Consider the following 13,284-nt stretch of genomic DNA (forward strand, 5'->3'; position numbering starts at 1 on the left):
GGCCAAGTGGTCGAAGGCTATCGCAACACTAAAGAAGTTTGGTTACTATCCGAACGTATGGGTGTTGAGATGCCAATTGTTGAACAAATCTATCAAGTGCTGTATCAAGGGAAAGATGCCCACTTAGCGGCACAAGATCTGCTTGCTCGAGACAAGAAGTCAGAGCGATAACATCGCTTATTAAGTCGTGGAATGAAATAGATAAAATGGATGGAAAAATGAAACACTGTGAACAGCAAAAGGTTTGGCAATGCATTGTGAAGGAAGCTCGACAGCAGTCAGAGCAAGAACCTATGCTTGCGAGTTTTTACCATGCCACCATTATCAACCACGAAAGCTTAGGCGCTGCATTAAGTTATATCCTAGCCAATAAGCTAAAGACGGCTTCAATGCCCGCAATGGCGGTGCGTGAGGTGGTTGAACAAGCATTCAAGCAAGATCAATCGATTATTGATGCGGCTGCTTGTGATATCTGCGCGACGGTAAATCGAGATCCTGCGGTCGAGATGTACTCGATGCCTTTGCTTTATCTGAAAGGCTACCACGCTTTGCAAGGTTACCGAGTGGCTAACTGGCTATGGAAGCAAGGGCGTATTGCGCTTGCTACTTACCTACAGAACCAAATTTCGGTTGCTTGCCAAGTGGATATTCACCCAGCCGCTCGTATCGGTAAAGCGATCATGCTCGACCACGCCACCGGTATCGTGATTGGTGAAACAGCCGTAGTTGAAAATGATGTATCTATCCTTCAAGACGTGACTTTAGGTGGTACGGGTAAAGAAGGTGGCGATCGTCACCCTAAGATCCGAGAAGGTGTAATGATCGGTGCCGGCGCTAAAATACTTGGCAATATTGAAGTGGGTGAAGGCGCGAAAATTGGTTCTTGCTCTGTGGTTCTTCAAGCCGTTCCGCCTCATACGACTGTCGCTGGTGTTCCTGCAAAAATTGTTGGAAAACCGAAAACTGACAAGCCGTCTTTGGATATGGATCAGGGGTTTAACGGTCGTTCTCAGAACTTCATCCATGGTGATGGGATTTAAGGGCAGATTCGGGATCCGACAAATAACCGATAGCCGAGATGCGAAAAGACTCGCAGCAGATGCTGATTATTAATAAGAGCAAAATGACGATAATGATGAAACCCGTTCAATCAATGAGCACTGTTCTTTTGATATCTGCCAGCCTTGGTGTTGCTCTTTTGTCTTCATCATCATTTGCTGCATCTCAAGGTGAACTGAAAGGCGTATCAAGCGAAATCTCTCGTCAACAGAAAGCGCTCTCTTCCCAGCAAAAGAAACTCGATAGCCTACAGGCAAACCTCAAGAAGCAGGAGCTGTCCATCGCTTCACTTGAAAAAGCGATTCTAGACAGTAAAAAGCAGCTCAATACCGCTAATGCTAATATTGCTAATTTAGACACAAAGATTAAAGCGCTCACTGCACAGAAAAAAGTCCAGACAGACAAGTTAGAGCAGCTCATTCAGACTTACTACATGACGAGTCGAGCTAAGGCTTCTTCTCACATTCTCAACACCGGTGTAGAAGAAGATCGCATCAGTCATTATTACCAGCACCTTGCCAAAGCTCGCTCCGCAACCATTAAAACGATTGAACAGACGCAACTCGAATTAGAAGAAAGCCACAAACAGCGTCAACTCGAGCAAGAACAAATCGCAACATTGTTAAAACAGCAAACCACCAAGCGTGACAAGTTGTCTCAGACTCAAACACAACGTAAGAAAACCGTTGGCAGCATTAAGAAGAATATTTCTGGCGACAAAAATTACTTGGCTGAACTTCAGCGAAATGAAACTCGCCTGAAAGCTGAAATAGCAAAAGCAGAAAAAGCGGCTCGAGAACGACGTAATGCAGTACCGATGGATGGCCTAGCAAAACGTAAAGGTAAGCTACCTTGGCCGATCAAAGATAAAGTTCTACATAACTACGGTTCACGTCAAACGGGGCAAATTAACTGGAAAGGCATGGTGATCAACGCCAAGTACGGTCAGCAGGTTAAATCCGTTTACTCAGGTACGGTGGTATTTGCCGAGTATCTGCGAGGCTATGGTTTAGTGGTTCTTCTCGATCATGGTAAAGGTGATATGACGCTCTATGGCTTTAACCAAGCACTACTGAAGAAAGAAGGTGACAAGGTTAAAGCGGGTGAAGCCATCGCGCTTGCAGGTGACACTGGCGGCCAAACACGCCCATCATTGTACTTTGAAATTCGTAGAAACAGCCAAGCTCAGAATCCAAAGAGCTGGTTGGTTCGATAAAGAGCAGATACGGGATGCAAGTATCTTTCTTCGAATCCCGTATATCGCTTACTCGTCTCTTTCTATTTAGAGTTCAACGCCCTTACACCATCTTCCAATAATGTCAGCTGCTCAAAACCTTGAGCTGTCGCAATCGGTTTAACCGTCGCGATCATCTGCAGCATTCCTTGATGAACCACTTGCTCGGTAATTTGAGCTTTTGGAGACATCGCAGATTGATACGCCAACCAACCTGATGCAATCAAGTGAAGAGACGTCACCATCGACTTCATTTCTGCATCTGTTGCCTTGAGCAAGTTCAACTCAACGAAGGCTCGCATGATACCCACAAGGTTGGTTTGCAGCTTTTCTTGTACAGCCATGTAATCAAGGTGGAGCTTTTCATCACGAGACAGTATTTCAGGTAGGTTCGCATAGAAGAATCGGTACTTCCACATCAGCGTGAAGATAGAATCTAAGTAGCGTTTGAGTAGCGTGAGGCTTTCTTGTTGCCCTTGAATCGGTGTGAACCTTTCAAGCAACTCTGTCGAATAGAGAGTAAAGATATCACGGACAATTTCTTGTTTGTTGCGGAAGTGGTAGTAGAGATTACCAGGGCTAATTTCGATATGCTCAGCAATATGATTGGTCGTAATACTGCGCTCGCCGTGCTCATTAAAAAGCTCTAGAGCAGCATAAACAATCTTGTCACGTGTTTTCATTGGTAATAAGTGTCCCTATCCGTTTAGAGGTTCAGTATATCGCCACTAAACGGATAGATCGAGCTGTTAACATCTGGTCGAATTAGCAAACGCTAAAATTCACCTTCAACCGTCACACCTTTGATCAATCACAGCTGTAATTAATCGCTCGTGTCATTAATCTTAATCACTCGTACAATCAATCGCTACTGTAATCAATCGCTGCCAAACAGGTCTCGTGTGTACACCTTATCTGCTACGTCTGCGATTTCTTCTACCATTCTGTTAGATACAATCACATCCGATACGGTTTTAAACTCTTCAAGGTCAGAATAAACTTTAGAGTTAAAGAAATGCTCTTCTTCCAATACCGGCTCATACACGACGACTTCGATGCCTTTGGCTTTTAAACGCTTCATGATCCCTTGGATGGAAGAAGCACGGAAATTGTCAGAGCCCGCCTTCATGATCAAACGATAAATACCGACAATTTTAGGCGAGCGCTTAATAATTGAATCCGCAATGAAGTCTTTTCGGGTACGGTTTGCATCAACAATCGCACCCACAATGTTGTTTGGTACATCTTGATAGTTTGCTAATAGTTGCTTGGTGTCTTTTGGTAAGCAGTAACCACCGTAACCAAATGAAGGGTTGTTGTAATGATTGCCGATACGAGGGTCTAAGCCAACACCTTCTATGATCTGACGAGAATCCAAGCCATGCGCTTCCGCGTAAGAATCAAGCTCATTGAAATAAGAAACTCGCATCGCTAGATAAGTATTTGAGAATAACTTTACTGCTTCTGCTTCCGTTGAGTGAGTAAACAGTACGTCGATGTTTTCTTTTTCCGCACCTTCCACAAGAAGATTCGCAAACACTTTAGCGCGTTCAGAACATTCACCAACGATAATACGTGATGGGTGTAGATTATCGTACAGGGCCTTGCCTTCACGCAAAAACTCCGGTGAGAACATGACGTTTTCGCAGTTCAGCTCTTGCTTAATACGCTCGGTATAGCCAACCGGCACCGTTGATTTAATAACCATCACCGCATCAGGATTGATCTCCATGACGTCTTTGATGACAGATTCTACAGAGCTGGTATCAAAATAATTGTTTTTAGGGTCATAATCGGTAGGTGTAGCAATGATGACAAATTCAGCATTTTTGTAAGCGGCTTTATCCGTTGTTGCCATGAAGTTCAGCGTCTTATTTGATAGAAAGTGCTCAATCTCATTGTCTACAATCGGTGACTGCTTATTGTTTAGCATTGCCACTTTTTCATCGATGATATCTACCGCAATGACTTCATGATGTTGTGCCAAAAGCATAGCGTTTGATAGACCCACATACCCTGTACCGGCTACTGCAATCTTCATGATAATACCTATAGTTTTGAGTAATTAACTCAACATAATTTATAACTTAGCTTGCCGTATCATACTCTGGTTGGGGAATTATTCCACTAGCCCGCTTTATCCATTCCTTGCTATACTCGTGACAGTTTTGTATTCAAAAGAGTTAGAAAATTATGATTATCGTAACGGGTGGTGCTGGCATGATTGGCAGCAATATTGTTAAGGCGCTTAATGAAGCGGGCCACAACGATATTCTAGTCGTCGACAACTTAAAAGATGGTAAGAAATTTAAGAACCTTGTAGACCTAGACATCACGGATTACATGGATCGTGATGACTTCCTAACTCAAGTCATGGCCGGTGATGATTTTGGTCATATTGAAGCTGTTTTCCATGAAGGAGCATGCTCTGCTACCACTGAGTGGGATGGCAAATACATGATGCTCAACAACTATGAATACTCAAAAGAGCTACTTCATTACTGTGTTGAGCGTGAAATTCCTTTCTTGTATGCCTCTTCAGCTGCAACTTACGGTGAGACCGACACTTTCATCGAAGAGCGAGAGTACGAAGGTGCATTGAATGTCTACGGCTATTCAAAACAACAATTTGATAACTACGTTCGTCGCTTAACCGCGGATGCAGCAGCACACAACGAAACACTTTCGCAAATCGTAGGGTTCCGTTACTTCAATGTTTATGGTCCACGCGAGCAACACAAAGGCAGCATGGCCTCTGTCGCTTTCCACCTAAACAACCAAATGAATGCCGGTGAAAACCCGAAATTGTTCGCAGGTAGCGAAACCTTTAAGCGTGATTTTGTGTATGTAGGTGATGTCGCGGCTGTAAACTTGTGGTTCTTAGAGAATGGGGTATCAGGCCTCTTTAATCTAGGTACTGGCAATGCTGAGTCGTTTGAAGAAGTCGCCAAGGCAGTTATCAAGCACCATGGTAAAGGCGAAATCGAAACGATTCCTTTCCCTGAGCATTTAAAAGGCGCTTACCAGGAATTCACTCAAGCAGACCTAACGAAGCTTCGCGGTACAGGTTGCGATATCGAGTTTAAAGCAGTAGCCGATGGCGTTGCTGAGTACATGAAGATCGTAAACGCTTAACGGTATATTTCAGATTAGGACCAATAATACACCCTACTTTTAGCGTGTATTATTGGGAATGTCTAACGAATATAATCATTCCCAGAGTGACCGATATTAAGTTAACTCTCTGATTTAAATAATGTAGTGAATGAATGACCACACAACGCAATGATTTTGATCCAAAAGCTTACAACCCTGAGTTTGAATGGGGCTTTCTAGCACCTAAATACTGGGGAACTTGGATTGCTGTTTTGTTATCGTCTTTAGTCTGCTTCTTACCTAACAGCATTCGTTTAGCATTAGCTAAGTTTATGGCTAAGCAAGCTGTAAAAATTAAGAATAAGGCTAACCGCCGGGCTCGAGTTAACCTTGAGATGTGTTTCCCTGAGCAATCTATCGAAGAGCGCGAAGAAACTCTCTATCAGTCATACGTTACTTCCATCTCATTTTTGATGGGATTTGCTTCACTGACACTCAAGAGTAAAACTTGGCTAGAGAATAACACTGCGATAAACGGCCTGAGCAACCTAACCGATATTACAGACAGTGGCGAGAATGTGATCTTGCTGGTGCCACACACATGGGCTATCGATATCCCAGCGGTATTATTAGCTTCACGCAATTTACCTGTATCTGCGATGGCAAAAGCACAAAAAAACAAACTCAGTGACTGGCTAATGCACCGACAGCGCGTGCAATACGGCGGTCGTGTTTATGATCGCAGCGGTGGTATCAAACCTTTCATCAAGTCGGTACGTGATGGGTACCTGGGTTACTACCTCCCTGATGAAGATCTTGGCCGTGAGCACAGTGTCTTCGTTGACTTTTTCGCGACTCAAAAAGCAACTATCTCAGGCCTTGGTCGCCTATCAAAACTAAGTAAAGCTAAAATTGTGCCCTTGTTTGCTCAATACGATAGCAGTACAGGCCAATACACCCTGGACTTCTACCCTGCTCTACCCTTCCCAACAGGAAGCGAAGAAGAGGACGCACGTATGATGAACCAATGTATTGAAAATTACGTGAGCAAAAACCCAGAGCAATATATGTGGATCTTAAGGCTGCTTAAGACTCGTCCTGATAGTAATATAAATCCTTATAATAGTTAGCATTAAATTCAACAGTATGAATATTATTAACAGAAAGCAGATTTATACAGCACTCTTACTATTACCTTACTTTTTTGCTGTTACAGGCATGTTAGTTTTAGATAGTGGTGATAAGAAAATGATCCCACTATTTTTGATTAGTATCATCGTCAGTATATTAGTATTTAAAAAAGAAACTATATTAAATAACATACAGAGCCCGTTTGTGTGGTTAATTGGCATTTCATGTATATATATCGTATTTAGTTATTATTATCATGGAGCAAGCTCTAGAGAATTAAGATCACTCATCGCCACCACACTATTTCTGATATTTTTCCCGTACAAGCTTCTCACAAAACAACTAACCCGCTGGATTGTTCTAGTTGGCGGCCTTTTTGTATGCCTCAATAGCCTCTACTTCAATGTGTATATGGACGTGGCTCGTGATGCAGGGTATATGAACCCGATACCATACTCCACCGCATGTGCACTACTCGCTGTTATCTCTTTTTCATTGTTATTAGAATCAGCTAGAAAAAAAGAGGCTATTATTACCCTGTCCGCTTTTTTGTTCTACTTACCTCCTATTGTTTTAAGTGAGACTAGAGGTATTTGGCTCGCGTTTTCTTTATCATTGGTTTTATTATCAATAATAAAGCTAAAAATGACGCGCCCTTCAAATAAGAGTATTTTATTAATAACTGCAGCGGTAATAGCTATTTTATTCTCTGGTTTCATGACATTTAAAGATAATATTAGTCACAGATATGAAAAAACCATTTATGAAATAGAAAAAATAAAAAATAACAACTATAACACCTCTATCGGTCTCCGACTAAAAATGTGGTCTCTCGCTCCAGATTTATTCGAAAAAAAACCAATACTTGGTCATGGACAAGAACATAGAGAGATATTAAAAGGGAAGTTGAAAGAGAAAGAAATTTCTAAGCGTCTTTTTCATTTCGCCTCAAGCCATTATCACAATCAATACATCGATAAGATGGTTAAGTCCGGAAGTATTGGGTTAATCCTTTTAATGAGTATATTAATTTACCCATTAATTAAACTAAGAAATTTAAAACCATTTGAAATGTATATTGTTATTGGTTCTACTTCTCTGTTTTTTATTGCAGGGTTAACCGATGTGCCTTTCAATCATGCTCAAACACTCACGTTATACTTACTATTCTTAGTCCCTATATGCTCAAGAATTCAGAGGGATTCCAATGACTAAAATCTTTGTCATAAATTTAGAATCTTCGATAGAAAGAAGAAAAAACATTAGTTGTCAATTGAATGAATTAGATCTTTCTTTTGATATATTTAATGCTGTAGACGGTAGAGATACACCAACTCATCCATTATTTGAGCGTTACAACGACAAGCTAAGTCAAGCATTCAGAGCAAAAACACTGAGTGCTGGTCAGCTAGGATGCTATGCGAGCCATTATTTATTATGGGAAAAATGTGTTGAAATTAATCAACCAATAATCGTAATTGAAGATGATGCTCTTATATTTAAAGACGAGTTTCTTAATTTCATACAAGATATCAGTGATGTACCAGAAGCTGTAGAGTGTGTCAGGTTATTCAAAAATAAACGTCGAAAGTATGACTCTTACGAAGTCTACAAGAGTAACTCAACGAACATTCATAAGTTCACCAAAGGACACATGAGTGCTACAGCCTATTTTTTAAGACCTTCTGGAGCTAAAAAATTCCTCCAGCATTCACATGAATGGTATATGGCCGTAGATATTTATATGGACCGATTCTGGCAAAATGAAGTTGAGTGTTATGGGACTGCGGTTCCTTGTTTAACAAACGATCCTAAATTTGATTCTGATATCGGTTATGAAAAGCGAACATGCACCAGAAGTTTATTAAAAAAATGTAAACGTGAGTGGTTTAATTTAAATGAAGCTCTTCAACGTCATTTACATAATATAAAATTCAAAATTAGTAGCAAAAAATAATGAACTTCTCGTTGCTAAAGTGCTCTTACACATACAATTTTACACATGCCTTATCGAGGTGAATGATGGCAGATGAAATTTCAAATCTTTATATTTGCTCTACGGTAAGACATGTGATGCTAAGTGTTTTTCACGCTGTTAAATCAGATAGAAAAGCTACCATTGTATTATTCAATGACTATCAGAATATCCCTTTAGATGTTATAAACACATCAAACCAACCTGATAACATTAAAGTAATATTAGCTAGTAGAGACAAGTTAACATCGAAAATAAAGAAAAAAGGCTTTATAGGGAAGTTTATAATGAAGTCATCTATGCTCGGACTTCGCATTCCTGATTTTTTAAAAAAAACTTTAGTTGATTATATTAATAGTTACGAAGAAAACATACTCCCAAATATAGGGTGTTATGAGCTGTTTGTTTTCAATGACGATAATAGGATGTCTCGATTATTTAGGCTATTGGTTCCAAACTATAAAATGATTGAAGATGGAATGAGGAACTACATAGAAATCCCTATCCATGACCCACTAAAGAAAACAATTAGAAGAATTAAGAGCTACCCTTCCGAATCAATGGTAATGGGAGAGAAAAAAGAGTGCCTAGAAATTCACCTTCTTTCGCCAGAGAAATCACCTTCAATCGTAAAAGATAAGGTAAAAAAACTTAATCTTTCAAGGTCAGGATATGCAATTGAGATACTTTCAAAGCTATTCCAAATCGATAGTTATAATCATGAGAAAGGCACTGTAATTATAGCCACTCAACCGACATCCAAAGAGAACACTCTACGATTTAAAGATATAAACTTTGTTAAAAAGGTTTATCAAGACATTTATAAACAGGCAACCAATGCAGGCTATAATGTTGTGTTAAAGCTCCACCCTTCAGAGCCAAAAGACGATTACAACAAATTCTTTGAGGGCGTTGAACAATTACCACCTAAGCTTCCGGTTGAGCTATTCCTGATGTTGTCTAATAAGAAGATGGGGATTGTGTCGTTGTTTTCATCGGTTGGTATGGGATTGGAAGAGTACTGTGACGTTTTTCAGATATTGAAACAAGAAGAGATGGCTGACGCAGTCAAAAGCATCGCAAGTTTTGAACAAAATCGTGAAGATTTAGATATCAGAATTAAGCAAGTTTTACAAAAAATTGAATTATAATTTTAATATAATCACCTAAATTGATTGTCCAATTCAGTTCAACATAAAGAGTAACTCTATGACTAACGCCTTATCACTAATCGGTCGTACGGAGATGCTGTTCAATTCTGATATAAAACAGCATCAAAATGAACTAGCAGACATAATATCAGAATCTAGTTTTCTTGTTTTAGGTGGCGCTGGCTCCATCGGCCAAGCGGTAACCAAAGAAATTTTCAAACGCAACCCTAAAAAGCTGCATGTTGTTGATATTAGTGAAAACAACATGGTAGAGCTGGTTCGAGATATTCGTAGCTCATTTGGTTACATCGATGGTGACTTCCAAACATTTGCCTTAGATATTGGCTCCCTAGAATATGACGCGTTCATCAAAGCAGATGGCAAGTTTGATTATGTATTGAACTTATCTGCACTTAAGCATGTTAGAAGCGAGAAAGATCCTTATACATTGATGCGAATGATCGATGTAAACGTCTTTAATACAGATAAAACCATTCAACAATCTATTGATGCTGGCGCGAAGAAATACTTCTGTGTATCGACAGATAAAGCGGCAAACCCGGTCAATATGATGGGCGCTTCTAAACGTATTATGGAAATGTTCCTAATGCGAAAAAGTGAACAGATGGCGATCTCAACAGCCCGCTTTGCCAATGTTGCATTTTCGGACGGTTCATTGTTGCATGGATTCAACCAACGTATTCAAAAACGCCAGCCTATCGTCGCTCCAAACGATATCAAGCGTTACTTCGTGACACCTCAAGAGTCAGGCGAACTTTGCCTAATGTCATGCATTTTTGGTGAGAATCGTGACATTTTCTTCCCTAAGTTGAGCGAAGCTCTTCATCTGATTTCGTTTGCTGATATTGCAGTGAAATACTTAGAACAACTTGGCTATGAACCTTATCTTTGTGAAACAGAAGAGGAAGCTCGTCAATTAGCTCATACACTTCCTGAACAAGGAAAATGGCCATGTTTGTTTACTGCGAGTGATACAACGGGCGAGAAAGATTTTGAAGAGTTTTTCACGGATAAAGAAGAATTGGATATGTCTCGATTTACAAATCTAGGCATTATTAAAAATGACCCTCTTTATGAGCAAGAGCTACTTTCTTTGTTTGAAAACAGTATTTCAGAGATGAAAGACGAGCGAGCTTGGACCAAGGAACAAATTGTAAAACTCTTTTTTACAATGATTCCTGATTTTGGGCACAAAGAAACGGGTAAATACCTCGATAGCAAGATGTAAGCGGAGTAAGTAATGAAAGCGACATCTATTGTTGAATTTGTTAGAGATACCTACAGAACGGACGAATTCATTCCGCTGCACGCACCAACGTTTAATGGCAACGAAAAAGCCTACGTCATGGAAACGATTGACAGTACCTTTGTTTCTAGCGTTGGCAAGTTTGTTGATGATTTTGAGCGAAAGATTGAAGCGTATACTGGTACAGCTAAAGCAGTAGCAACCGTCAATGGTACTGCGGCATTGCATGCGGCTTTATACATGGCTGATGTTCAACGAGGCGACCTCGTTATAACACAAGCCCTGACATTCGTTGCGACTTGTAATGCACTGTATCACATGGGCGCCGAGCCGATTTTTGTGGATGTTTCTCCAGTAAGTTTGGGCCTTTGCCCTAAAGCGGTGGATGCATTCTTAAGTGAGCATGCCGAAATAACCGAAGCGGGTTGCATTCATAGACAGACAGGCAAACGAATTAAAGCGGTTGTCCCTATGCACACCTTTGGTCACCCTGTGGAGCTCGATGAGCTGGTTGCAGTTTGCCTCAAATGGAACCTTGTTTTAGTCGAAGATGCTGCAGAAAGCCTAGGTTCTTTTTATAAGGGTAAGCACACAGGGACAGTGGGTGACGTGAGTGCGGTCAGCTTCAACGGCAATAAAATCATCACAACTGGTGGTGGCGGTATGGTCTTATGTAAAACCGAGGAGCTAGGAGCGCGAACCAAGCATGTCACGACGACAGCGAAAGTGCCTCACCCCTACGAGTTTTTCCATGATGAACCGGGCTTTAACTACCGTATGCCTAATCTAAACGCGGCATTGGGTTGCGCACAGATGGAAGTTATTGAGCAGTACTTAAAGCAAAAAAGACAACTGGCAAAATGCTACGAAAATCTTTTCAGTGGGACTGATTTTCAGTTTGTTACTGAGCCAGATTATGCCGAGTCGAATTACTGGTTAAATGCCATTATTTGCCCAGATAAAAAAAGTAGAGAAGAGATCCTTGCGGGCACAAACAGTGCAGGTGTGATGACTCGCCCAATTTGGCAGCTCATGCACAGGTTACCAATGTTTGAAAATGCAATGCGCGGTGATCTTACTTACTCTGAATTTATCGAAGCGCACCTAATTAACCTTCCAAGTACACCGGTGGAAATTAAAAGCTAAGTAGGTTTAATACACGATGCAGACACATAAAAAAGTCGCGGTCTTTACTGGTACCAGAGCGGAGTATGGTCTGCTCTTTTGGCTTTTAAAAGACATACAAAGCGACCCAGATCTAACATTACAGTTGCTCGTTTCTGGTATGCACCTATCTCCAGAATTTGGTGATACTTATAAGCAAATAGAAAAAGATGGCTTCCAGATCGACGAGAAAATAGAGATTTTGCTGTCTTCTGACTCGCCGGTTGGAACGGCAAAAAGTATGGGGTTGGGCGTTCTAGGTTTTGCTGATGCATTGTCACGATTAGCACCCGATGTCCTTGTCATTCTTGGAGATCGTTTTGAAGCTCTAGCTGCAGCGCAAACTGCCATGATACTCCGTATTCCAATTATACATTTGCATGGTGGGGAAATAACCGAAGGCGCTTACGATGATGCGATCCGTCATGCTATTACCAAATTGAGCTACCTGCATGGCACGTCAACAGACGAATATCGAAATCGAGTCATTCAATTAGGTGAATCGCCAGAGCGAGTAAAAAACGTTGGTGCGATTGGCTTAGATCACTTGAATAGAGGCTCTTTTATGACGATTTCAGAGTTGAGTGAATCACTGAACTTTGATCTTACAGGTCCTTATTTTGTAGTCACCTACCATCCTGTCACTCTCGGAGATGAATCTCCAGAGGATAGCTTTCAAGCTCTGTTAGACGCACTAGATGAATACCCGAATCACCAAATTATACTCACTTATCCCAATGCGGATGATGGCGGGCGTCGAATCATTCCGATGTTAGAGGCTTATGCCGCGAAACAACCAAGCCGCGTACTGGCAATCCCCTCTCTCGGGCAAATACGCTATTTAAGTTCAGTCAAGCACGCTGCTGCAGTCATTGGAAACTCGTCGAGTGGTATTATTGAAGTTCCAGCTTTTGATGTTCCAACGGTCAATATTGGTTCAAGACAAAAAGGGCGCCTAGCGGCCAAAAGTGTGCTGAATTGCGAACCCAGTTTGGCGTCTATCACAGAGGCAATTAGTGATGCTGTGAAGCGAAATTACAAGCTAGATGGTGAAACGATCATCAATCCTTATGGGCAAGGTGACACGAGTGCTCAGGTTATAGAAATGCTTAAATCCTTGCGTTTTGAACGCAGCAAAGCGTTCCATGACCTCACACTAGATAATGTATAATTCCTTTATAGACCGAGAACAAATACAAAAAGAGAC

At 41.0% G+C, this 13,284-nt stretch carries 12 protein-coding genes and 1 pseudogene; 11 read left to right on the plus strand and 2 right to left on the minus strand.

Annotated elements, in window-relative coordinates; all coding sequences use genetic code 11:
* The 3 genes and pseudogenes from IQO02_RS22195 to IQO02_RS13140 all read left to right on the plus strand — a co-directional run.
* A pseudogene (locus IQO02_RS22195) lies at positions 1 to 171 on the plus strand (glycerol-3-phosphate dehydrogenase); the annotation flags it as partial.
* Positions 172 to 218: 47 nt separating this feature from the next.
* Positions 219 to 1,040, plus strand: coding sequence for a serine O-acetyltransferase (gene cysE / locus IQO02_RS13135; RefSeq protein ID WP_009847961.1), 822 nt, complete (start codon positions 219 to 221; stop codon positions 1,038 to 1,040).
* 83 nt (positions 1,041 to 1,123) lie between these two features.
* Complete coding sequence (locus IQO02_RS13140) at positions 1,124 to 2,275, plus strand: murein hydrolase activator EnvC family protein (protein ID WP_016797614.1); 1,152 nt, start codon at positions 1,124 to 1,126, stop codon at positions 2,273 to 2,275.
* Positions 2,276 to 2,337: 62 nt separating this feature from the next.
* Here the strand turns inward: IQO02_RS13140 and IQO02_RS13145 are convergent, their stop codons facing one another.
* Both IQO02_RS13145 and IQO02_RS13150 read right to left on the minus strand, forming a co-directional pair.
* A complete protein-coding gene (locus IQO02_RS13145) occupies positions 2,338 to 2,976 on the minus strand; it encodes a TetR/AcrR family transcriptional regulator (RefSeq protein WP_010433829.1) in 639 nt (212 codons plus the stop codon).
* A gap of 194 nt (positions 2,977 to 3,170) precedes the next feature.
* A complete protein-coding gene (locus tag IQO02_RS13150; protein ID WP_010433826.1) occupies positions 3,171 to 4,334 on the minus strand; it encodes a nucleotide sugar dehydrogenase in 1,164 nt (387 codons plus the stop codon).
* Positions 4,335 to 4,486: 152 nt separating this feature from the next.
* On the opposite strand from IQO02_RS13150, the gene rfaD reads away from it, so the two are divergent.
* From rfaD to neuC, 8 genes are all read left to right on the plus strand, one after another.
* The gene (rfaD, locus tag IQO02_RS13155) at positions 4,487 to 5,428 is read left to right on the plus strand and encodes an ADP-glyceromanno-heptose 6-epimerase (protein WP_010433822.1); all 942 of its coding nucleotides are present in this window, start codon (positions 4,487 to 4,489) and stop codon (positions 5,426 to 5,428) included.
* Between the two features lie 134 nt (positions 5,429 to 5,562).
* Positions 5,563 to 6,519, plus strand: a complete 957-nt coding sequence (gene lpxM / locus IQO02_RS13160; protein WP_102292029.1) for a lauroyl-Kdo(2)-lipid IV(A) myristoyltransferase — start codon at positions 5,563 to 5,565, stop codon at positions 6,517 to 6,519.
* Between the two features lie 16 nt (positions 6,520 to 6,535).
* The gene (locus IQO02_RS13165) at positions 6,536 to 7,735 is read left to right on the plus strand and encodes an O-antigen ligase family protein (RefSeq protein ID WP_065612484.1); all 1,200 of its coding nucleotides are present in this window, start codon (positions 6,536 to 6,538) and stop codon (positions 7,733 to 7,735) included.
* Positions 7,728 to 8,477 (plus strand): glycosyltransferase family 25 protein, encoded by a 750-nt coding sequence (locus IQO02_RS13170; protein WP_016791488.1) that lies wholly within the window; start codon positions 7,728 to 7,730, stop codon positions 8,475 to 8,477. The genes IQO02_RS13165 and IQO02_RS13170 overlap by 8 nt, the downstream gene beginning before the upstream one ends.
* A 65-nt stretch (positions 8,478 to 8,542) precedes the next feature.
* Positions 8,543 to 9,646 carry a glycosyltransferase family 52 gene (locus tag IQO02_RS13175; RefSeq protein ID WP_016788452.1) on the plus strand — a complete coding sequence of 368 codons (1,104 nt, stop codon included), beginning with the start codon at positions 8,543 to 8,545 and terminating at the stop codon, positions 9,644 to 9,646.
* A 58-nt stretch (positions 9,647 to 9,704) separates the two neighbouring features.
* Complete coding sequence (locus IQO02_RS13180) at positions 9,705 to 10,895, plus strand: UDP-N-acetylglucosamine 4,6-dehydratase (protein ID WP_016791487.1); 1,191 nt, start codon at positions 9,705 to 9,707, stop codon at positions 10,893 to 10,895.
* Between the two features lie 12 nt (positions 10,896 to 10,907).
* Positions 10,908 to 12,059 carry a LegC family aminotransferase gene (locus IQO02_RS13185; RefSeq protein ID WP_065612482.1) on the plus strand — a complete coding sequence of 384 codons (1,152 nt, stop codon included), beginning with the start codon at positions 10,908 to 10,910 and terminating at the stop codon, positions 12,057 to 12,059.
* A 16-nt stretch (positions 12,060 to 12,075) separates the two neighbouring features.
* Positions 12,076 to 13,248, plus strand: a complete 1,173-nt coding sequence (gene neuC, locus IQO02_RS13190) for a UDP-N-acetylglucosamine 2-epimerase (protein WP_016788454.1) — start codon at positions 12,076 to 12,078, stop codon at positions 13,246 to 13,248.
* Positions 13,249 to 13,284 lie beyond the last annotated feature (36 nt).

Source organism: Vibrio sp. OPT24 (assembly GCF_015163545.1).
In the GTDB taxonomy this organism is placed as follows: domain Bacteria; phylum Pseudomonadota; class Gammaproteobacteria; order Enterobacterales; family Vibrionaceae; genus Vibrio; species Vibrio cyclitrophicus.